The following is a 21,560-nucleotide window of genomic DNA, read 5'->3' as shown; positions in this document are numbered from 1 at the left end:
TATCGAAGGGAACGACACCATGCTGGCATTGCAAAAGGTCCGGCCCGCCAAAGGCGTGGAGTTTCGCGAGATCGGCGTGCCGGAGGCTCTTGCTCCGCGCGACGTTCTGGTCCGTGTCCATTCGGCCGGCATCTGCGGAACAGACCTGCACATCGCGGAGTGGACCCCGGGTTACGAGTCGATGGAGCGCGCCATGCCCGTCACCCTTGGCCACGAGTTTGCGGGCACGATCGAACGGGTAGGGGAGGCTTTGTCGGAAACGATTATCGGCACCCGCGTGACCGCAAGACCCTCTACCACCTGCGGCCGTTGCGATGCCTGCCTTCGCGGCGACGAAGACAATTGCACGGCGCGCAAAGGGATCGGCATTGGCCGCAACGGCGCATTCGCAGGGTTCGTGTGCGTGCCCTACGATAACTGCCACACCCTTCCCGACAGTCTCGACATGGATGTTGCGGCTTTGACAGAACCGATGACCGTCTGCGCCGAGGCGGTCGCGACTGCGGAGGTCCAGTCGGGGCAAACCATTCTGGTGATCGGTCCGGGTTTCATCGGACAGGGCATCGCCATCATGGCACGGGCGAAAGGTGCCAAGGTCGTAGTGATCGGCCGCGATGACGGGCCGCGGCTGGATGCACTCCGCGCGGCCGGTTTCGAGCAACTGATCGATACGGCGAAGACAGACATGGCGAGCGCCCTGGCGGACCTTGCGCCGTTCGACGCGATCATCGAGGCGGCCGGCGTACCCGCGCTCGTCAGCGCGACGCTGCCGTATCTCAAGAAGCGCGGGATCTTCACCGTTGTCGGCATCCACCCTCGGCCAGCCGAAATCGACCTCACATCCGTCGTGCGCATGCATCAGCAGATCCGCGGCTCCTACCGGGCACCTGCTGCCGACTGGGACGGCGTCATTGCCTTTCTTGACGCCAATCAGCCGCTGATGCGACAGCTGATTTCGCACACGCTCACACTGTCGGACGCGCTAACGGGGTTCCAGGCCGCGCAGGACCGTATCGCATCGAAGGTCGTCCTTCGCATGGGAGAGCCCTGATGAGCCCCGCCATTCTCGCGCTCTGGAACGATTATCCCGCCGCCATGGCGGAGGAATACGAAGCCTGGCACACATTCGAGCATGTCCCGGAGCGATTGACGGTCGCCGGCATGCGTGCCGCCAGCCGATACGTTTCGGCAGCCAGAAAAGAGAGCTATTTCACCCTCTACGAGCTTGAAAGTCTCGCGGTGATCGAGCAGCCGTCCTATCTCGATCTTGTGCGAAATCCGACGCCCTGGTCTCAGAAAATGCGGCAGCATTTTTCGAGCGTGCTGCGGATCCCGGGCGAGATCGCTGTGAAAGCTGGAAGCGGTATCGGAGGCGCAACACTCGTGCAGGCCTATTCTGTCGAAAGCGGAAAGGCCCATGCATCGATACCGACAATGGAAGAAATTCTGCGCCAGCTGATGACCCAGACCCGCATAACGGGCTTCCAGGTCGTACTCGCCGAGCCCAACCAGGTGTACGAGGTTTTCGAGCAGGATGAAGCGACCGACCCTGATACGGTCAATGTTGTCATCATCGCCGAAGGAACCTCCGTCGAAGCTTTATCGGTCATGCAGGCCGCATTGACGCGGCAGATCGAGCACCGTCTCGAACCCCGCAAAAGGCTGCGCAGCGACCTGTTCAAGCTGCTGATCAGCTACCGCGGCGAAGACTTTCCCTCGCATCGGTCCGAGATCGACACCAACACGATGTGGCATAGCGGCGATCACACCTGATCCAAATCGACGTCAAAAACGGAAGGGATCGACCTCTTTCGAAAGACCGATTCCGCGGTCGCTTGGTGGGTGCCGCAGCCGTGCCGATGTGACGATGAACAGGACCGGGGTTGAGTACTGCTCATCGCCTCAAGATGGCGTGATTAGCGGATGTTCTGCGTCGCTAGCAGGAGAATGACATAGGCGAGGACCGTCAGGACCAGTCCGCGGAAGGCGAACGACACGCACTTGTACTTACGGCGCGAGATCAGCGACAGGATGTCGGCGTTATCGAGATATTCGTTGAACAGGTAAGAGACATCGCGGTTCGCCGCAGCGAGCTCGAACAGCGGGCGATGATGCGGCCAGGTGCCCCAGAAGAGAGACGTCGAGCGGGGGATGTTGCGGGGGAGGACAACCAGGATTGCGCAAATGATTGAAAAGACTGACGCGCAGGCCAGTATCGCGCGAAGCAATGCCTCCGGAATGTCTGCCTTTGCATAGAGCGCCCAGTCGAACACACTTCGCCCTTCCGCAGAAGAGATCAAGAAAGCCAGCATGAACGTGAAGATATAGGCGGCCTTTTGGTCGGCTATCTTGATCTGGTCATAGAAGACGTCGTTGATTTTTCGGATGTGGTTTATGTACTCCTCCGTCACCTCACCGCTCGCCATGGTCAGGTCAAGCATCTCCGTAGGTGCGCTATCAAAGTCACTCACGTGAAAATTCTCCGCTTACAAAGTATCCTCTCTAATAAGACTCTGGCGGCTATTCAATAGTCTTGCTAGGGCGACTACGACACTTGGTTGCTTAAGGGTGGAGCGGCGGGGGATGCCGGATTGTAGAGTGAAACTTTTTAAGGCAGCAACAGTGCTGTCGATGACGACGGCTGTTCTGTTATCGGCTGCACTTGAGCCTGCGGGTGCGGAGCCCGTTCCGCGCTCAGGTACTGCAGCTGGGGCCGTCATCGCACGCAAGACCGGCGAGGAAGTCCGCTTTATTGACGTGTCCGACTGGCAGTCCGTCGATCTCAAACAGGACCTGATGAGCGGCGATATCCTGCGCACGAACGAGGTCGGCCAGCTCGCCATCGTTTTCTCGGACCGTACCCAGGTCAGGCTCGGCCGCAACACCTCGATGGTCGTGAAGCAGATCACCCGCGAAACGAGTTCCGACACGGTCTTGCAGCTTCAGTCAGGAACGATCTGGGCCCGGGCCGAGCGCGGAGGGCCTGGCGTACAGGTCCAGACTGCCGCAGCGGCTGCCGCTATTCGAGGGACCGACTGGACCATGACGGTCAGCGGCAACGACACGTCGCTGACGGTTCTCGACGGGATCGTGCAACTCGCCAATCCACAAGGCATGGTCGACGTGCGTGCGGGTGAGGCGGCAGCAGCCACCTTGGGTCAGGCGCCTCGCAAGGTGGTTATCGTCGACTCCGATGACCGCGAACAAATGCTGTTCTACCTTCCGCCGCGAGAAGCGTTCGAGCGTATGCCGCCAGCAGCGGTCCCATTTGCAGACATGCGCCGAAATGCCGATCGGATTCTGGCGATTCCACCTGAGAAACGTTCGACCGCCGACCTGGTCGATCTGGCGGAAGCGCAGTTGTCGCTTGAAGGCCCGGCAAAGACAATGGGGATGCTTGGTGCGCTGGAGCGCACGCAGTTATCATCGACCCAACGGGACCGGCTGATCCTGATCAAGGCCATCATCGCAGCCAACCAAGCGCGATACGGTGAAGCGGCGGCCCTTTTCGCGCAGGTTTCTCACCGCCTCGATCCGCGCAGGAGAGCGATCGCGCTCTGGGGTGGCTATTACGCACGGTCGCTGGCAGATCCGAGCCGTGTCGAGCCGCTGCCACCGAGCAATGGGGGACCGGAAGCCGCATTTCTGCGGGCCTATGCGGTCGGTTTCCTGAAGGACCTGAACGCGTCGATCGAGGCTCTTCGCGAAGCGGAGCGACAGTACCCTTCCGACCCCTCGCTTCCGGCCTATCGCGGCTGGATCGCACTGTTGTTGAATGACCGCATGCAGGCGGAGGAGGCGATAAACCGCTCACTGTCTCTCGATCCGCATGAGCCCACTGCGCTGGAGGCGCGATCTCATTTCAAGGCAGGGTTGCAGGGCGATAACGACGGAGCGCTGGCAGATCTCTACGAGGTTCTGAAGGTAACGCCTGGAAGCAGCACCACCTGGAATGCGATCGCCGACATCCACTCGACCAGAGGTGCCAATCGAGAGGCAGAGGCAGCGCTTCGAAAGGCGATCGAGCTGGATCCGATCGATCCTATATCGCACTCGAATCTGGCGATCTCCTATCTGGACACAAACCGGGTGAAGGAGGCGAAGCGCGAGATCGATCTTGCCATGGCTGCGGATCCGGCGCTGGATCAGGTTCTGATTGCGAGAGGTCGCTACTATCTTCAGACAGGCGAGCCCGACAAGGCGGTCGAAGACCTGCTCGCAGGCACTGTTTCCAATCCGGCGGATGCCCAAGGGCAGATCGTCCTTGGCGCAGCCTACTACCAGAAAGGGGACCGTGTCGCTGCAGAACAGGCGATCGACAATGCCGATAGACTGGATGACAATGATCCCGTCATCTCGGCGGTTCGGGCCTCGGTGGCCATTTCGGAGTATGATGCGCCGGGTGCGATCCAACATGCGCGAGACTACGTCCTGCGTGCGCGAGCGCGCGGCGGTGAGTACACGTCGCTTGGCGCAAACCAGCAGGCGGGTTCGATTCTCAACAGTGCATTCCGCTTTCAAGGCCTGAACGCCTGGGGCGAATTCTACAGCGATGCCGTCTTCGATCCATTTTCCGGTGCTGCCTATATCGATGAAAGCATCCGTGGCAGCGTCAACCCTTTCGCGAACAGCTACCTCTATGGTGAGGACGTCATCAACAACGCTCCGAACGGGCAGTTCTTTTCATCAACGCTTCAGGGGCTCCTGCTGGAGCCGACACTGATCTCGTCTCCCAGTCGCGGCTTTGACATTCTCACCCGGCCGTTCTTCGAAGTGTCTGTCGGAGGTGGCTTCACTGCGGCGGGCGGAGGCACCGGCGGGACGGGCGAGGCAGAGATTCAGGGCTATACGAACTTCCCGAACCCGACGAGCTACTATGCCAATTTCGAATGGCAGAAGTCACTCGACGGCCGCGATGCCGGCTTGATCACGGATATCGGGACAGAGCTGGAGGTGCTCGGCGGCAATGTCTTCCTGACCACCAGTCCGACCTATTACGACCGCATCGTGTTCTACTATAACGATGCAAAGAGTACCTTCGAGCAGGAAGTGACGATCCCCGGAACGTTGCCCGTCGTCACGGAAACGCGGCAAGACGAGATTGTCGGCCGAAGCCGCAACGGAGGTTTGGGCTGGAGCCACACGTTCGCCTACGAGAATGTCATGAATGCCGCCATTCTTCACAGCGGCACGCGGCGCAATGACATACGGTACAGCGAGATCGACCTTGGAACTCCGTTTCCGACGATTCCAAATGCTCGCGAACGCGATGAGTATGAAGAAAATGCCTATATTGCCGCTCTCAGCCATACGTTCAAAACGGGTGATCTCACCTGGCGCTATGGTTTGGAAGGTGGCTGGATCTCCGAATCTCAGACACAGACGATAGAAGACCTTATCGGCGGGGCTTCCGGGACCGCCAGCAGCTCGGATCGCACGAGCGTCGCAAGCGTTTATGTCGATCTGCTCCACGAGATCCAGTCAAACTTGAAGGCTGAGTACGCCGTATTCGGTAACTACCTCAGCAACGACGCATCTGACGGTGTTCGCCTTGAGCCGCGTCTCGGCCTTGCCTGGTCACCGGTCGAGGGACAGTGGCTCCGCGCTGCCGTGATGCGCAGCAGCACGGATCTGTCGACGCCGACCCTGTCGCCGGTCTCTGTCGTCGGCCTGCAGCCGAATGCTTTCGACGTTGCACCCGAAGGACGTGCCGATACGGTCGCACTTCGGTGGGATGCCGAGTGGACAGACCGGTTCTTCACGGCTGCGGAGTTCCAGCACCAGGACGTGCGCGACATGCAGATCGCAGTTCCACTGACAGCCGTTCCCTTCACCACCAGCGAGGGACGCATCGATAGGGCGAGTCTGACAGGCAATCTTCTCTTAGGGCACGGCTTCGGTCTCTCGTCCACGATCGCCTACGCGGATTCGGAAGAAAAAGGCGGCAGCCTGCCCGCCGGCTCATCCTTGCCGTTCATCCCGGAATGGGCAGGCCAGCTGGCGCTCACCTATGTCAATCCGGCCAATGTCCAGGTTTCGCTGGCCGCCAACTACATTGGCGAGCGGATAGGCAGTGCCGGGACTGGCCTTGGTGACTACTGGACCCTCGACAGCAAGCTGACCTGGGAGCCTCTCGACAAGCGGATGGCGCTGGAACTGGAGGCTTTCAATCTGCTCGACGAAGAGTTCGAAGTCGACGCCGGCGTTCCCGCCTGGGGAAGATCCTTCAAGGGTACGTTGAAGGTTCGTTTCTAGATGTCAGGTAGTCGGTCGAATGCCCGCGGCGGGCCCATGCTCCGGTCTCGGCAGCTAAAGCTCACGGCGCTGTCACTGATAATCTACGTCGCATTGACGTTGATCGCTCAGCTTCCAGCTTGGTCGCTGCTCGACAACCGTGCGTTCGACTATCTATCGACCCTGAACCCTTTGCCGCTTGCCTCGGACAGCCCGATCGTCGTTGCGATCGACGAACCCTCTCTCGCCGAAATCCAGAGCCAGTGGCCGTGGCCACGAGGCCTGCATGCCAGACTGATCACGGCGTTGCGCGCGGCCGGTGCCAAGACGATCGGCATGGACATCATCTTCGCGGAGCCGTCCAATCCGGGAGACGACGCCGCCCTTGCCGCAGCGCTTGGACCAGACGTCGTGCTCGCCGGTGACGAAACGCTTGTGACGTCTGCGCAGGCGGATCAGTTTGTGCGGGTTCTGCCGCTGCAAATGTTCAGTGACGCCTATGCTTTGACGGGCATTGCCTCGATTACGCTTGATCGCGACGGCGTTCTGCGTCGTCTGCCACCCTATGACGATGGCTTCGCCGCCACGGTTGCGACTGCTGCAGGTTTCGAAATTCCTGTGGGAGTGCCGAACAAACTGCTTCAGGTTTACGGGCCAGCCCGCACATACCCGACAGTTTCCTATTACCAGGCGCTCGAGCCGGAGCGGTTCCTGCCCGAAGGGTTTTTCAAGGATAGGATCGTTCTGGTCGGTCTAAGCCTTCAAACCGCAGCGACGGTGGAGAAGGGCGGAGCGGACGCCTATGCAACACCCTATACCGTCCACACCGGTCACCTGACGGCCGGCGCTGAAATCCAGGCGACGATCGTCGACAACATAAGACTGGGATCTTCCGTTACAGAAGCTGACCAGGCACTGCGTCAACTTCTGCTGTTTGGTGCGGTCGTCATCGGGGCGCTGCTGGTCCGCAAGGATACGGGTTGGAAAACCGTGTTGTACAACAGTGTCGCGCTTGTCGTGATGCTGGGTGGAGCTTACGCGGCGTTGCGGTTCGGGAGGGTGTTTGTGTCTCCGGTCTCACCCGCTTTGGCGATGCTCAGCATGAGCGCTGCGCAGGCGGGGCTCGATTACGCGAAGGAGCGGGCGGGCCGTCGCCAGATCACGCAAGCGTTCGCTCAGTACCTATCGCCTGACCTTGTTTCTCAATTGGCCAGCGATCCGACCCGTTTGAAGCTTGGCGGCGAGAAGAAGAAGCTGAGCGTCCTTTTCTGCGATGTCCGCGGGTTCACGACAATCGCCGAGCAGCTAAAGGATGACCCTCAACACCTCACCGAGCTGATAAACCGGCTGTTGACGCCGCTGTCGGATATCGTGCTCTCCCATGGGGGAACGATCGACAAATATATCGGCGACTGCCTGATGGCATTCTGGAATGCGCCGCTCGACGATCCCCACCATGCCGATCACGCGGTTTCAGCCGCGCTCTCAATGCTCGCTTCAATGGAGAGCCTGAACGCCGAGCTCGCGCGTGAGGCGGAGATCGCCGGTCGAACGCATCACGAGCTGCGTATCGGCATCGGCATCAACACGGGTGATTGCGTCGTGGGCAACATGGGTTCGACCCGGCGCTTTGACTATTCCGCGCTCGGCGATGCCGTCAATCTGGCAGCACGTCTCGAGGGGGAATCCAAGAACCTCGGCGTCTCCCTATTGATCGGGGCAGGGACGGCGGCCAGCCTGGCCGACACGAGCGGTGTGAGGGAGCTCGGCCGCATCCTCGTCAAAGGCAAGAGCGAGGAAGTCTCGGTTTTCACTGTTGTGCGGTAGGAGATCGGACAGGAAGAATTTGACGGGAGAAAGCGTGCATCGATAGAGACGAACCGAAGAGTGTGATCCCGATCAACTGCGGCCGGAATGTCCACCGGCCGGAAGAATGAGCATTCCAATCTTTGATTTGGTCGAGCTATAGTCCGATCCGCGGCGCCGCACCGTCCGGTCACCATGCGGGCCCGCCTGAATATGGGGGTTCACGTGCCGTATCATTTCCTGGAAGTCGCCGTGACGCCGAGCGTCAGAGCCGCACAGGCGGATATGGGTGCGGATCAAATATGGTTGGGCAACCACGACCGCCCCTCAGATACATTCACGGAAAACGAAATCGCCTTCATCGCCTCGCGCGACAGCTTCTACATGGCATCGGTGTCTGAAACCGGGTGGCCATACGTTCAACACCGTGGAGGGAGAGCTGGTTTTTTGAAGGTCGTCGATCCTCGAACCATGGCATTTGCCGACTATCGAGGTAACCGCCAGTACATCAGTGCAGGAAATTTCGCAGCCAACGACCGGGCCTGCCTGTTCCTTATGGACTACGTCCGACGAGCCCGGCTCAAAATCTACGCGCATGTCGAGCGGCTAACGCTCGATGCCGATCAAGCTCTTACAGATCTGGTCTCCGATCCCACCTACAAAGGCAGGCCTGAGCGGTTATTCAAGCTTCGGCTCGAGGCTTACGACTGGAACTGCCCACAACACATCATCCCGCGCTATACCGAGCAGCAGGTCGAGGAAGCGGTAGTACCCCTTCGTCAAAGACTGCACCAGCTGGAAGCCGAAAACGCGACACTGCGCGCCCGCTTGGAAGGCAAAGCCTTGTGATCGACGCTCGAACGATCGTCTAAGACTTACGCACGAGATTGCGTGGTCGGTCGCCGGGCAGCGTTGCCTCAGCCGCTGGTCTCAATGTTCGTCGCCGGATGATGGTATAGCAGGCGATCCCAGCTGTACGTGGCTCGCCCGTTCGCTGATGTGACGATCAAGGGACGCGATCATCTCTTGGGGACTGTCGCAGCCAGCGCCATATGCCCTCAACAGATAGGCAACCGCTTCCTCCCCCAACACGCTGGTCGGCTCAACGGTGTTAACGGCGCACCAGTCGAGGTGCGCGTCTCTGATCAAGTTGAGTTGCGTAACGTCAAATACACCCGCCGCCATCTTCGTCTCCATTATCGATCTCTTCGCAGTTACCATGAGACCGTTGCGACGATAACGCATGGACGCGGTTCTTGTTGCCGGCGACGAAGCCTGTTTCGCGTGACAATGCCTCGTCAAGGAGACACGGAGAACCTCTATGACGTAGGCCCCGCGCTGAAGGATGGGCATCGCCCGCAGACTTGAACACGGCTGCTCGGCATCACATCTATTGCCGGTAAAGTCCGCTCCATCTTGAAAAACTCATCAAACTGGAACGGTAACGTTTGTTTTCTGCACGCTTCGGTGCAGACTGTCACTTGGAACGATTCCGGTTTTTACTCTTCAGTCGACTCCACGACGGGCTTACTTAACGAGGTACTCGGTGATTGATTTCTTCGGCACAACGCAAGGTTTCATGACGTTGGGAGCGCTGATTGGCGCTGGTAGCTTTGCTCTGGGATCCGCCAGTCGGTCCATCCACAAACTCGGCGTTCTCGTCCGTCCGGGACAGACAAACCGGAACGCGCGCAGCCTTGCAATGCGAACGATGCTGGCTCTCGATGACTACGTCGGGGCCGCCTATGCAGCCGTCCATGACCGGCCTGAGTTCAATCCTATGGACCAGGAAGAGTTCGCGTTCCATCTTCCCGAACCAGTGCTGATCCTTCCTGACGACGCGGACTGGCAACTTTTCGGGGCGGATCTTGGCGAAGAGATATTGTGGTTTTCAAACCGTGTTAGCAACCACGAGAACGCTCTCGAAAGCCTCGATTTGTCGAAACCCGCGCATGACGGCTTTTTCGAGCGCCGCATTGAGGGTTACGCCCGGCTTGCTGCAAGAGCGATGGATCTGATTGCTCGGATCAGCAGCGAGTTCGACCTGACCCTTCCTGAAAAACCGGACTACTATCGTCAGGCGGAAGGGCTGGCCAAGATTCTGCACGGCCTCGATAAGGCGACCGCAAACAAGCTCCAACCCGCCACCGGGAATGCAACCACGAATGTGACTCCACTGTTCCCAAAGTCAGTGTGATCTGCAGCCTGTATCTGCTGACCGACATTTCCAACGTCAGGCTATGCGATCAGGCTGAGCCTGATACGGGCCTTTTTTGTCAGAACTTGTACCGGACCCCTACGACATTGGCGTTCGAGCCGCCGTGCATGTCGCCAAGCGTTCCCCATGCGCCTGAGCGATGGTGGAGCCGCCAGAACACTTCCGTGTTCGGGAGCTTGTCGCTCGAAAGGCTCAGCTCGGGTCCAAGGTAGAACAGGGTGCGTGCGTTGCCGTCCCGTTCCTGCTCGTGATCCCGCTCCCGACCTTTCTGGCTTTTGGTGACATGGCTGAGGCCGAACGTGAAAGATGGCGAGACACGCACAGGGCCGAGCCTGACGCCGTCATGTCGACCTACGACACCGCCCCACACCTCGCCGCTCGTGCTCTCGCCGAACCGACCAGCAAGACCCGCCTCCAGGCCGAAGCTGAACGTCCCAAACTGGTATGGGAACACCTGGTACCCCAGCCCAATCAACGCGTTATCTTCGTAGTCAGAACCGAACACGTTGGCAGCGTCGAGCATATTCTCATCGACCATAGCGCCACCGAACACCATCACCGACTGATCCAGATCAGGACGGTCTGCTCGCGCATGACCGAGACCCAACTGCAAGACGACGGCCACCAAAGCCATCCTCGGGAAGAAATTCATTCCAGCTTTCCTCCTCAGGAGTTGTTTCGCGCGCCGTAACGTTAGCAAGACAACATACGACCTGATCCGTTGTAGGCAAGACGTCATCGACTGTCGAGAGTTGTGGCAGATCCGAAACGACCGATGGAATTCTGCCACCGTTCGTGTTCCGTTTATAACGAGAGGCGTATTTGGCTCGGCCGCACCTGGTGGCCGAAGGCCTCGATCGGTATGGGTCGCGAGAAAAGGTAACCTTGCAGCTCGTCGCATCCCGCTGCGATCAGGAACTCCCTCTGCTCCTCGGTTTCGACACCCTCGGCCGTTGTTGCCTTGCCCAATGTCCGGCTCAGACTGGCGATAGCGGATACGATGGCGGCACCTTCTGCCTTGCAGCCCAGCAATTGGACGAAGGACCTGTCAATCTTTACGCGGTCGATTTTGAGGTCGATCAAATGGCTCAGCGACGAAAAGCCGGTGCCGAAATCGTCGAGCGCAATTCTCACCCCGCGTGACCTGAGTAGGTTCAGGTTCTCGGCCGCGCCTTCGTCGAGGTTGAAAATGGCAGCCTCTGTTACTTCAAGCTCCAAGCGATCCGGGGAAAGCCCGCAGTCCCTCAGAATCGACAGAACCATCTGGGCAAAGTTGCGCTGTCCGATTTGTGACGGGGAAACGTTGACGGCAATCGAGAGATGAGCCGGCCAGGACGCAGCAGCGGCGGCCGCCGTGAGCAAGACCCATCGGCCAAGCTGGTTGATCATCCCGGCTTCTTCAGCAATCGGAATAAACTTGTCGGGCGACAGAAGCCCCCTTGTCGGGTGGCGCCATCGGACAAGAGCTTCCGCACCTGTAAGATCACCTGACCTGTCTGCCTGATGGACCCCTTGGGCAAAAACTTCCAGATGACCTACCCGGTTGTCGCGGATCACCCCTTGCGTGTCACCCGGACCTTCATCTCTTTCGAGCATGATGCGCAGTTCGTTCCGCAGTTCGGTGCGTTCGTTTGCGCGGGTGTCCAGCGAACTATTGTATTCTGCCGCGCGGCCGCGGCCACTTTCCTTGGCATCGTAGAGTGCGACGTCTGCCCGACGAAGGAGTTCCCGGGCAGTGGTAAACGCGCCCTCAGGGGCCGTGTATCCGATGGAGCCGCCGATAGAGACAACGACAGTACCGTTCACAAGATGAAACGGGTCGCTGATGCGCACCATGATCTCGTTGCACAAACCGATGATGCTTCGGTTGTGGCCGAGAGAGGGGATGAGGAGGGCAAACTCGTCGCCGCCGAAACGCGCAAGCGTGTCACCAGGCCGAAGAAGCGACTTCATCCGCTCTACGGCGATACGCAACAGCTCGTCGCCAGCGAGATGGCCGTAGACGTCGTTGACCTGCTTAAACCGGTCGAGGTCGATCAGCGCGACGACAGTCTCGCGGTCTTGTGTCCCGAGTTCGGTAAGACATTGCTCAAGTCTTGTCGCAAACAAAGCGCGGTTGGGAAGACCGGTCAGCACGTCGTGATGGGAAAGATGCCGCGCATGGGTCTCGCTCGCAGCGAGTTGTTTCAGGCTATAGCGCAGGCGCAGCAGCAGGGCGGAAAACAAGATGGTGACGACAAGTCCGGCGGCAGACAGGAAGGGCAGGAGACGCGCGATAACGCGAGAACCAGGCAGATCCGGTTTCCAGACGATAAATCCGATGGGCTCTGCCGTGCGGGTGGACGCCACCTGGAACGCGACCTCACCCGGTTCGTAATCCGCTGTGCGAGCATAACGTGCCCCCGCGAGACCCTGCTCCCTGCTCAACATATCGAGCGTCGGGCCGTCCAAAAACCGGATGGCGATCAGATAGTATTCCGCCTTCACCTTACCTGGATCATCTTGCACCTGATGAACCACCGGAACGATGCCCGCAATCGAGGGCCTGCCTTCCAGCCGGAGCAACTCCACCTGATTCTTTTGGGGAGCGGGAGCGTGCTGCCCATTGGTTTCCAGGCCTTTTGTTACGGCCGAGATCATTGGCCAAAGGACGGGACGAACCCATTTGAAACGACGCACGCTATCGGGGTCAGGCTGGAGTACGAGTTCTCCGTCGGGCGAAATCAGAAAAACGGCGCTGTAGCCAAAGACGGATGTGGCGATCCGACCAAACGTCTGGATCGACGCGCTTCTGGATATCTCCGTGCCGCTGTCCGAAGAGCCGGGCGATAAGAATGAAGCATAGCCTTCCGCCAGCAGTTGCATATCCTGTGCAACGCGGTCGACCTGATTTTGCAGCCTGCCGTCAACCAGCTCTCGTTGCCTGTCGCGCGCCGCAGAGTCGCTTTCACTTCCGGCCCAAATGGCTGCGAGAACAACGAGCCCTAATATTGCAAGACCGGTTCCGGTCAGCAGGATCAAAACCGACTGCGACGACGAACGAGCCGACAGTCGCGTCAACAATGAAAACACCCAGTTTGAAGACACGGAATCTCCCCTCGCCCAGGGAAGTGTAGAGGGGATTAATTACGAAATGCTTTTAAAGCATGTCTCAAAATTGAAGCATTCGCGATTGATGACGAAAACACGCAATGCCGGAGGCGGCCGGGGTCAAGATGAGCTTCTGGTTGGCCGCTGACAAGCATGCGAGAGAAGCTCTTAATCCTTGTATGTTCTAATATTCCCAATACGGGAATCGAGCCCGGACGACAAGAGGAGAGCCAGATGCCGAAAATGAACCCCAGAGCGCTGATCACACTGTGTATAGCTGCTTCGTTGCTCCTTTTGCCCACACATAACCTTAGAGAGGCAGTCGCTGCCGACCGGGCAGGAGATCAGAAGATCAAGGTTGCGTTTGAGGGAGGCTTTCCTCCCTTCAACTACGTGGACTCCAGCGGTCAACTGCAGGGTTTCGACGTCGACATCGCCAAGGCCCTTTGTGAGACGGCACGGCTTTCCTGCGAACTGGTCGTCCAGGAATGGACCGACATGATCCCCAATCTGCTTTCGAACAAATACGACATGATCGTATCGTCCATGTCGATGAGTGCAGAGAGACGCAAACTCGTGACATTCTCGGACAAATACTACGACAGTCCCTCCGTCTTTATCGCACGCAAAGACTCGGTCTTGACCACCATATCGGACGAAAGCCTCAAGGGCCTGCGCGTCGGCATCGCGGCGGAGACCTCACAGCAGGCATACATCAAGAAGTTTTTCCCAAGCGCCGAGACAACGGTGTTTCGCTCCTCGCCGGAGCTTTACAAGGCGCTGGCAAACGAGGACGTTGACGTCATGCTTGAAGACAAGCTTGCCGTGTACGACTGGCTCACGAACACGAATGAAGGACGTTGCTGCAAGTTCGTTGGCACCGACGTCAAGGACACATCGATCTTCGGCGAAGGTGCGGGCATCGCTTTCCGCAAGGACGATGCTGCGTTGACGGCAAAGATCAATGCGGCCCTGGCGGAGCTTCAGGCTGGCGAAGTCTATGACAGCATTAACGCGAAATATTTCCCCTTCAGCATCCGTTGATGCGGGCCATCTGGCATTCCTGAAGATCGAAACAGGATGTCGGGTCGACACCCTGCCGCGAACCGGCCTAAGCCGGAATCCTGATGCAGCTCAGCGAATGTCGTAGTGGAGATCCGCTCGCGTCATTTCGGTCAGTTCCGCCCCGTTCAATAGGGCCCGTTCAGCTCTTGAGCAACCGTTTGGCAGGCGCGTGTTTGCTTTCTGTCTGTCTGGCTCGCTCACGCCCGCCAGACAGCAACCTCATACGGGCGAAGAGTGCGCTCGCCGAGCACGATGCGGATCCCGGTTGGAACCGTCCAGTCCTCCGCACCGTAGTTAAACGCGAAGACGAGCTCGCCGCGTCGCCGCATACGAACATGTTCCGGCAGCTCGAACGTGGGGATGTCCGCAGCGTCCAGAACCAGGCTCATCGTTGCGGCAAGGAGTGACTCATCCGGCCAGCAGGCCAAGTAATGGATCTTCTCCTTGCGGGTGAGGGCCGGCATGCCATCGCCGAAGCGGGCAAGAACATCGCCGCTCGCTTCTATATCTTCGCGCCAGCGGATCGCCTCTCCCGAGACCTGGCCGGTCACCGGGTGGGCAAGGCCCGACCGCAGCGTGGCGACCTGCAACACGCGGTGGCCGGTGAGATCGGAGAGCGGACCGGGCGGCAGATTGTCGGGAATGGTGAAATTGCGCGTGCGCGATCCGGTCCGGGGGCCGATCAGGACTACACCGTCGAATTGGCGGAGTTCCCTCTCCAGATCCGCGGATATTTCCGTGACGCAGGGCAAAATAACCAGCGCGTAGCCATCCAGCGGCGCGCCGGGGCGCACGAAGTCGATATCGACGCCGAGGCGCCGAAGGCTTTCATACCAGCGGAAGGTCAGTTCTTCGTAACGGAAGTCCTTGCCCTGCGGCTGGATCACCGTCGTCCAGTAGCTCTGGTAATCGAAGACAACAGCAACTTTAGCCGTCTGTGTTTCCGGCAGAGTTCCGAAAGTGGCGAGCTCGCTCGCTACCTGTCCAGCTTCGCGGCCGCCGGGCGAAAGTTCGTCTAGGCCGGGAAGGTTCAGACCCGCGTGCATCTGCTCCTGAGCGAAGGGTGCCTGCCGCCAGCGGAAATAGCTGACGACTTCTGCGCCATGGGCCAGCGCTTCCCAGGTCCAGAGGCGCACCATGCCGGGCTTCGGGATCGGGTTCCAGGGCGCCCAGTTTACCGGGCCGGGTTGCTGTTCCATCACCCAGAACCGGCCACGGCCCACCGCGCGATAGAGATCGTGGTGAAACGGCGCGATATCCGGATGCGACGTCTCGGCCCAGCGATTGCGCTCCGCCTCCGAGAACGGAAACTTTTCGACGAAGCCGATCGGGTAGCTGTCCCAGGAGGCGAGGTCGAGATTGTCAGCCACCTGGAAATGGTCGAAATCGAGAACGAAGCCCATGAAGTTATGGGTGATCCAGCGATCCGGCGAATGCCGGCGGATGATCTCGCACTGCATTGCGTCATAGGCTGCGACCTGCTCCGAGTGAAAACGCCAGAAATCGAGCCGCGTCGCCGGATTGCTTTCGGTCACGGTCAGGTTCGGCAGCGCGACGTCGTCGAAGCTCGCGACTTCCATCGACCAGAACACCGAGCCCCAGGCTTCGTTGAGCTGCTCGGTAGACTGGTAGCGCAGCCGCAGCCAGCGGCGGAATGCCTTCAGGTCTTCAGGTCCAAAGGACAGCGTCGTGTCGTGGCAGCCGTATTCGTTGTCAGTCTGCCAGCCGACGAGACCCGGATGGTCGCCGTACCGTTTCGCGACCGCCTCGACGATGCGGGCGCTCTCGCGCCACCAGGTTTCCGAGGAGAAGGTGTAGTGACGCCGCGAGCCGAAACCACGCGGACGCCCCTGTTCGTCATAGGGGAGAATCTCGGGATATTCGTCGATCAGCCATTTCGGCGGTGTCGCCGTCGGCGTACCCAGCACGATCTTGAGGCCAGCCTTCGTCAGAACGTCCATCGCCCGGTCGAGCCATGCGAAGTCAAAATTGCCGCGGCTCGGCTGAAGCCGTGACCAGGCGAATTCGCCGATGCGCACGAAGGAAATGCCGAGTTCGCGCATGCGCCGCGCATCGGTTTCCCAGCGGTCTTCGTTCCAGTGTTCCGGATAGTAGCAGACGCCAAGCATTATCGTGTGAGATCTCCATTGACGACGGCATGGCCGTCGGTATCGAACAGATGGCAGGCCCTGGCCGGAATGCCGATGCGGATAGGGTCGCCCGCCCGCTGGCTTGCAAGGCCGTCGGCCTTTACCGAAATTTCTGCACCATCGGCGAGCGAAACGAAGAACAGGGTCTCGGAGCCGAGATGTTCGGCAAGTTTCACGCGGCCGTCCAGAACGACGTCGCCCGCGCCGGTCGCATCCAGATGTTCGGGGCGAATGCCAAGCGTCATCGTTGCGCCTTTCACAGAGGCGCCATGCGTGTCGAGCGAAAGCGATGCGCCGCCGGGAAGGCTTGCGGTGGCGCGGCCGTTCTCTCCTGATGTCACGGGAACGTTGAGGAAATTCATCTTCGGCGAACCGATGAAACCGGCGACGAACAGGTTTTTCGGCCGGTGATAAAGCTCGAGCGGCGCACCGACCTGCTCGATGCGACCTGCCGACAGCACGACTATCTTGTCGGCCATGGTCATCGCCTCGACCTGATCGTGGGTCACGTAGATCATCGTCGCCTTCAGATCCTGATGCAGGTTCGAGAGCTCCGAGCGCATCTGCACGCGCAGCGCCGCATCCAGATTGGAGAGCGGCTCGTCGAACAGGAAGACGTCCGGATTGCGGACGATCGCGCGGCCGATCGCGACGCGCTGGCGCTGGCCGCCCGACAACTGCCCAGGCTTGCGCTGCAGCAGCGGCTCCAGTTGCAGCATCTTGGCCGCATAGGCCGTCCGCTCCGCGACTAGTGCTTTCGGATGGCCCGTCATCTTCAGGCCAAAACCGATATTTTCCGCAACAGTCATGTGCGGATAGAGCGCATAGGACTGGAAGACCATGGCGACGCCGCGCTCCGACGGGCCGACATCGGTCATCTCCTGGCCGCCGATCGACAGCGTGCCCTCGGAAATCCTCTCAAGGCCGGCGATCATCCGCAACAGCGTGGACTTGCCGCAGCCGGACGGGCCGACGAAAACGCAGAACTCGCCATCGGCAATATCGAGATCGACACCCTTGATGACATTGACGGCGCCAAAGCTTTTCTTGACGGCGCGCAGGCTGACGTCGCTCATCGCGTCTGTCTCCCATTGTGAGGTGTTAGTTCGAGAAGCAGGGCACTTTCGGGCCGAAGCATCGGCAAGGGCAGGCCTGCAAGCCCGGAATTTGCCAGATCGAAAGCGATCTCGCCGGAAAGCAGTCGCTTCTGACCGTCCGATATGCGGATGAAATCAGGCTCTGTGGGCAGAACAGTTTCGATGCGCCAGGTTCCCCCGAAGCGTATGATCTGTTCAGGCAACCGCAGGGTTGCGGGTTGTTCGCCCACCATCTGCGGTCCCTGCGCAACGATGACGACGATCTTTTCAGCGCTTGCGGCACCCCAGACATAACGGCCATCGATTGGCTCAAGCCGGAAGTTGGCGCCGGGCGCATGCAGAAGCGGGCGAAGCCGCTTGTGGGTTTCGATATAGAGCGCCAGCTCGCCGCGCTCTTTGACTGAGAGTTCCAGCGGGTTGAGTTCGACGCCGAAATGATAGGCCATCGCCACCAGCGCCCGGAAGCTCAGGGAATGGCGACGGTTGGTCTGGTGGTTGGGGTCTGCGGAGATGTGACTTCCGAGGATTTCCGGCGGTACGAAAACCGAGGCGCCGCGCTGGATTTCCAGCCGCTCCAGCGCATCGGTGCAGTCCGATGTCCAGACGCGATGGGTGCGGGCGAGCGCGCCATAATCGATCCGGCCACCGCCCGACGCGCAGCTTTCGATCTCGACATCGGGGTGAGCGGCGCGAACGCGATCCATCAGCGCGTAGACGGCGCGTGTCTGGGCGGCGGTCCTTGCTTTGCCGTCGCGACCGCCGCTATGGGTCAGGTCGCGGTTCATGTCCCATTTGACATAAGAAACCGCGTGGCCGCCAAGCACCGCATCAATCTTCGAAAACAGATAGTCGGAGACGTCCCGCCGGGTAAGATCGAGCACAAGCTGGTTGCGGGACGCGAGCAGGGGCCGCCCTTCCACCTGCAGCACCCAGTCCGGGTGGGCGGTAAATAGGTCGGACAAGGGATTGACCATTTCCGGTTCGAACCAGATGCCGAACTGCATGCCAAGGCTTGTCACGTGATCGACGAGCGGTTTCAGTCCGTTCGGATATTTGCGCGGATCGATATCCCAGTCGCCGAGGCTCGTCGTGTCGTCGTCACGTTTACCGAACCAGCCATCGTCCAGAACGAAACGCTCGATGCCGAGTGCTGCAGCTGCAGACGCCTGCGCCTTGAGCGAGTCCAGCAGGTGGTCGAAATAGTTGCCTTCCCAGGTGTTGAGCGTGACAGGCCTTGGGCTCATGGAGCCGCCCGGCCACTGGACAAGCTCGGAGCGGACGAAGGCATGAAATGCCTCGCTGTGGGGCCCGGCATAGGCGACCGGGCTTTGGTAACTCTCGCCCGGCGCGAGAATGATCTCGCCGGGCTCGAATAGTTCGCCGAGATGGACGAGCCGCTGGCCGTCATCGGTACGGTCGATGGCGATCTGGTGATTGCCGCTCCAGCCAAGCGTGACGCCGAAACGATGGTCACCGGTCTCGACGAACAGCATCGGCAACCGGTCGTGGGAGGTGCGGCCGCGGCGGTTTTCCTGCATCCACAGGCCATTGCCGAGCGTTTCACGACGGGTCTGGAACTCTCGGCCCCATGAGCCGGTAAAACTGGTGATGGTTGTCTCACCTGAGGGCGCGAGGAAGCTCGCGGCCATGCAGCGATCGAGCTGGTAGTCGGTATCGCCTGAATTGGAGAGCCGGGTTGCGATCGACAGCACGCCGGAAGCATGGTCCGTAAGCGTGATGGCGATCCCGATCCGGGCGACCGCGTCACTTGCCGAAAGCACCGTCTGTGCCCCGTTCCGTGATGCCGACCAGCCGCTGAACGCGAGAATGAAATCGCGGCCGGCGCGGTGGCCTGCAATCGCCGGCCAGCCGAAAAAGCCCATTCCGCCTGATGGCAACAGGACGGCCGAGGGGACGGCGATGTCCATGCCGTTGATACGGCTCGACCGTTCGATCTCAAACAGCGGATCGGCGACAACCGGCGGTCGGCCGAAGGCCAGAAACTCGGGCATTCCGGCTTCGGGCATGCGCAGGCTCAGCGCGAAATCGCCCGAGCCGACAGTTACGATGTCACTCATCCCTTGGTTGCTCCAAGTGTCAGGCCGGCAATGAAATGCCGTTGCATCAGGAAAAACATGGCGACCGGCGGCAGGGCCGCGATGATCGATCCGGCGGACACGAGATGCCAGGCGGCAACCCATTGGCCGTTCAGCGAGTAGAGGCCGGCAGTCACCGGCATGGCGTGCTGGCCTTGCACGAGCACGGTCGCCCAGAAATAGTCGTTCCAGACGAAGGTGAAGATCAGGACGGACAGTGCTGCGATCGCCGGCCGCATCAGCGGCAGCACGATATGGCGGAAGATCTTCCATTCCGACACGCCTTCGACGCGCGCGGATTCAATCAGGGCAAAGGGCAGGCCCTTGATGAAGTTGCGCATGAAGAGCGTGCAGAAACCGGTCTGGAAGGCTGCATGGAAAAGCACCAGTCCTGTCACGGTGTCGTAGAGACCGAGTTTCAGCGTCAGGTCGCGAACCGGCACCATCAGGATCTGGAACGGAATGAAATTGCCCGCGACGAACATGAAGAACAGGACGAGATTGCCCTTGAAGCGATAGACCGCAAGCGCAAACCCGGTGAGGCAGGAAATGCCGACCGCGCCGATCACCGTCGGGATCGTCACCTTGAACGAGTTCAGGATGTAGAGACCGATCGGAGAATCCCGGAAGACGGCCGTATAGTTCTCGACACCGGCAAAACCGGAGGGAATGCCGAAGTAGTTGCCGGCTGCAAGATCGCCCGCCGGCCGCACCGAGGTGATGGCGACGCCGATCAGCGGCAGGAGCCAGAGGACGAGCGACACAGGCAAGAGCACCTTGTAGCCGGTCCGCATCCATGGCGATGCGTTCTGAATGGGAGAGGGGAACATCAGGCGTTCCTTTCCTGGACAAGCATCCGCACGATGAAGAGCGAGATGAACACCATCATGATCAGGAACAGCACGACGGCGATCGCGGCGCCATAGCCCATGCGGAAACCGTATTCCGACAATGCCTGTTCGAACATGAAGTAGGAGAGAACCTGGCTCGATCCGTAAGGTCCGCCGGCGGTCATGATCGAGACGAGGTCGAAGGAGCGTAGCGAACCGATGACGGTGACGACCATCGCGATGAAAGTCGCCGGCGCTAGCTGCGGCAGGACGACGTACCAGAGAAGCTTGAACCCCTTGGCGCCATCCATCCGTGCGGCCTCGACCTGTTCCGGATTGATGTTGTTGAGACCGGTGAGATAAAGGATCATGCAATAGGCCGTCTGCGGCCACAGGCCGGCGATGATGATGCCGTAGGTGACGTAGTGCTCATCCGCCAGCACCGCCACCTGCTCGCCCGTCAGCCATTCCAGCAGTTTCGAAAGCGGCCCGAAATCCGGTGCGTAGAACCAGGTAAAGATCAGGCCGACCACGACCTGACTGATGACAAACGGAAAGAAGAACAGCGACTTGTAGAGCCGGATGCCGGTGACCGACTGGTTGAGAAAAAGTGCTACGGCAAGGCCTGCAGGGATCGCTAGAAGATAGAGCAGCAGCCAGATGACGTTGTTCTTGAGGGAAACGTAGAAGGAATCGTCGTCCAGAAGTTCGCTGTAGTTGCCAAGTCCGATCCAGACCTTTTCGCCAAGCCCGTCCCAGTCATGAAAGCTGATCCAGATCGACTGGAAGATCGGCAAAAGAACATAGACGATGAACATGAAAAGGCCGGGGGCGAGAAACAGCCATGGCGTGAGCCATTCTCTGTTGTTCTTCGAGCGGCGCGACGGCGGCGTTGCGGAATAGCTCACGACGATACCCCTGCAGATTGTAAGAATTGCGCCCGGACGCAGGACCTCTCGGTCGCTGCGCCCGGA

General features: G+C 59.8%; 16 protein-coding genes. 7 read left to right on the top strand and 9 right to left on the bottom strand.

Annotated elements, in window-relative coordinates; all coding sequences use genetic code 11:
* Positions 1-19: 19 nt before the first annotated feature.
* Positions 20-1,051, top strand: a complete 1,032-nt coding sequence (locus G6K99_RS21065) for a zinc-binding dehydrogenase (RefSeq protein WP_174197767.1) — start codon at positions 20-22, stop codon at positions 1,049-1,051.
* Complete coding sequence (locus G6K99_RS21060; RefSeq protein ID WP_174197766.1) at positions 1,051-1,773, top strand: hypothetical protein; 723 nt, start codon at positions 1,051-1,053, stop codon at positions 1,771-1,773. The genes G6K99_RS21065 and G6K99_RS21060 overlap by 1 nt, the downstream gene beginning before the upstream one ends.
* Positions 1,774-1,916: 143 nt before the next feature.
* On the opposite strand, the gene G6K99_RS21055 is transcribed toward G6K99_RS21060, so the two are convergent.
* The gene (locus tag G6K99_RS21055) at positions 1,917-2,471 is read right to left on the bottom strand and encodes a Pycsar system effector family protein (protein ID WP_062459905.1); all 555 of its coding nucleotides are present in this window, start codon (positions 2,469-2,471) and stop codon (positions 1,917-1,919) included.
* A 127-nt stretch (positions 2,472-2,598) separates the two neighbouring features.
* Between G6K99_RS21055 and G6K99_RS21050 the strand changes: the two genes are divergently transcribed.
* The 3 genes from G6K99_RS21050 to G6K99_RS21040 all read left to right on the top strand — a co-directional run bounded on the left by G6K99_RS21050 (position 2,599) and on the right by G6K99_RS21040 (position 8,889).
* Positions 2,599-6,255, top strand: a complete 3,657-nt coding sequence (locus G6K99_RS21050; RefSeq protein ID WP_371816259.1) for a FecR domain-containing protein — start codon at positions 2,599-2,601, stop codon at positions 6,253-6,255.
* A gap of 36 nt (positions 6,256-6,291) precedes the next feature.
* Complete coding sequence (locus G6K99_RS21045; RefSeq protein ID WP_305798301.1) at positions 6,292-8,061, top strand: CHASE2 domain-containing protein; 1,770 nt, start codon at positions 6,292-6,294, stop codon at positions 8,059-8,061.
* Positions 8,062-8,265: 204 nt separating this feature from the next.
* On the top strand, positions 8,266-8,889 hold the full coding sequence (locus G6K99_RS21040) for a pyridoxamine 5'-phosphate oxidase family protein (RefSeq protein WP_174197764.1): 624 nt from the start codon (positions 8,266-8,268) through the stop codon (positions 8,887-8,889).
* Positions 8,890-8,970: 81 nt separating this feature from the next.
* On the opposite strand, the gene G6K99_RS21035 is transcribed toward G6K99_RS21040, so the two are convergent.
* The gene (locus tag G6K99_RS21035) at positions 8,971-9,237 is read right to left on the bottom strand and encodes a hypothetical protein (protein WP_174197763.1); all 267 of its coding nucleotides are present in this window, start codon (positions 9,235-9,237) and stop codon (positions 8,971-8,973) included.
* A 349-nt stretch (positions 9,238-9,586) separates the two neighbouring features.
* Between G6K99_RS21035 and G6K99_RS21030 the strand changes: the two genes are divergently transcribed.
* A complete protein-coding gene (locus G6K99_RS21030) occupies positions 9,587-10,237 on the top strand; it encodes a hypothetical protein (protein WP_092662941.1) in 651 nt (216 codons plus the stop codon).
* A gap of 79 nt (positions 10,238-10,316) precedes the next feature.
* On the opposite strand, the gene G6K99_RS21025 is transcribed toward G6K99_RS21030, so the two are convergent.
* Together G6K99_RS21025 and G6K99_RS21020 are read right to left on the bottom strand one after the other, a co-directional pair.
* A complete protein-coding gene (locus tag G6K99_RS21025; protein WP_162728385.1) occupies positions 10,317-10,910 on the bottom strand; it encodes a hypothetical protein in 594 nt (197 codons plus the stop codon).
* 152 nt (positions 10,911-11,062) lie between these two features.
* Positions 11,063-13,345: an EAL domain-containing protein gene (locus G6K99_RS21020; protein WP_174197762.1), complete on the bottom strand. Its 2,283-nt coding sequence runs from the start codon at positions 13,343-13,345 to the stop codon at positions 11,063-11,065.
* Between the two features lie 237 nt (positions 13,346-13,582).
* On the opposite strand from G6K99_RS21020, the gene G6K99_RS21015 reads away from it, so the two are divergent.
* Complete coding sequence (locus tag G6K99_RS21015) at positions 13,583-14,392, top strand: transporter substrate-binding domain-containing protein (protein ID WP_244508841.1); 810 nt, start codon at positions 13,583-13,585, stop codon at positions 14,390-14,392.
* 218 nt (positions 14,393-14,610) lie between these two features.
* Here the strand turns inward: G6K99_RS21015 and G6K99_RS21010 are convergent, their stop codons facing one another.
* Genes G6K99_RS21010 through G6K99_RS20990 form a run of 5 tightly spaced genes read right to left on the bottom strand, consistent with a single transcriptional unit; the run spans position 14,611 to position 21,494 of the window.
* Complete coding sequence (locus tag G6K99_RS21010; RefSeq protein WP_174197761.1) at positions 14,611-16,542, bottom strand: beta-galactosidase; 1,932 nt, start codon at positions 16,540-16,542, stop codon at positions 14,611-14,613.
* Complete coding sequence (locus tag G6K99_RS21005; protein ID WP_174197760.1) at positions 16,542-17,639, bottom strand: ABC transporter ATP-binding protein; 1,098 nt, start codon at positions 17,637-17,639, stop codon at positions 16,542-16,544. Before G6K99_RS21005 ends, G6K99_RS21010 begins: the two co-directional genes overlap by 1 nt.
* Positions 17,636-19,738 (bottom strand): alpha-galactosidase, encoded by a 2,103-nt coding sequence (locus G6K99_RS21000; protein WP_174197759.1) that lies wholly within the window; start codon positions 19,736-19,738, stop codon positions 17,636-17,638. Before G6K99_RS21000 ends, G6K99_RS21005 begins: the two co-directional genes overlap by 4 nt.
* Positions 19,735-20,586, bottom strand: coding sequence for a carbohydrate ABC transporter permease (locus tag G6K99_RS20995; RefSeq protein ID WP_092662951.1), 852 nt, complete (start codon positions 20,584-20,586; stop codon positions 19,735-19,737). Before G6K99_RS20995 ends, G6K99_RS21000 begins: the two co-directional genes overlap by 4 nt.
* Positions 20,586-21,494, bottom strand: a complete 909-nt coding sequence (locus tag G6K99_RS20990) for a carbohydrate ABC transporter permease (protein WP_371816258.1) — start codon at positions 21,492-21,494, stop codon at positions 20,586-20,588. Before G6K99_RS20990 ends, G6K99_RS20995 begins: the two co-directional genes overlap by 1 nt.
* Positions 21,495-21,560: the final 66 nt, after the last annotated feature.

Source organism: Neorhizobium sp. AL 9.2.2, from assembly GCF_013317225.1.
GTDB classification, from domain to species: Bacteria; Pseudomonadota; Alphaproteobacteria; order Rhizobiales; family Rhizobiaceae; genus Neorhizobium; species Neorhizobium soli.
The sequence above is the reverse complement of the archived record's forward strand: the minus strand, read 5'-3'. Positions and strand labels throughout refer to the sequence as shown.

What these genes read in the sequence shown, in the direction of transcription:
- G6K99_RS21065 (WP_174197767.1), top strand. Translation starts at nt 20, where the DNA reads ATGCTGGCATTGCAAAAGGTCCGGCCCGCCAAAGGCGTGGAGTTTCGC.
- G6K99_RS21060 (WP_174197766.1), top strand. Translation starts at nt 1,051, where the DNA reads ATGAGCCCCGCCATTCTCGCGCTCTGGAACGATTATCCCGCCGCCATG.
- G6K99_RS21045 (WP_305798301.1), top strand. Translation starts at nt 6,292, where the DNA reads ATGCTCCGGTCTCGGCAGCTAAAGCTCACGGCGCTGTCACTGATAATC.
- G6K99_RS21035 (WP_174197763.1), bottom strand. Translation starts at nt 9,237, where the DNA reads ATGGAGACGAAGATGGCGGCGGGTGTATTTGACGTTACGCAACTCAAC.
- G6K99_RS21025 (WP_162728385.1), bottom strand. Translation starts at nt 10,910, where the DNA reads ATGAATTTCTTCCCGAGGATGGCTTTGGTGGCCGTCGTCTTGCAGTTG.
- G6K99_RS21015 (WP_244508841.1), top strand. Translation starts at nt 13,583, where the DNA reads ATGCCGAAAATGAACCCCAGAGCGCTGATCACACTGTGTATAGCTGCT.
- G6K99_RS21010 (WP_174197761.1), bottom strand. Translation starts at nt 16,542, where the DNA reads ATGCTTGGCGTCTGCTACTATCCGGAACACTGGAACGAAGACCGCTGG.
- G6K99_RS21005 (WP_174197760.1), bottom strand. Translation starts at nt 17,639, where the DNA reads ATGAGCGACGTCAGCCTGCGCGCCGTCAAGAAAAGCTTTGGCGCCGTC.
- G6K99_RS21000 (WP_174197759.1), bottom strand. Translation starts at nt 19,738, where the DNA reads ATGAGTGACATCGTAACTGTCGGCTCGGGCGATTTCGCGCTGAGCCTG.
- G6K99_RS20995 (WP_092662951.1), bottom strand. Translation starts at nt 20,586, where the DNA reads ATGTTCCCCTCTCCCATTCAGAACGCATCGCCATGGATGCGGACCGGC.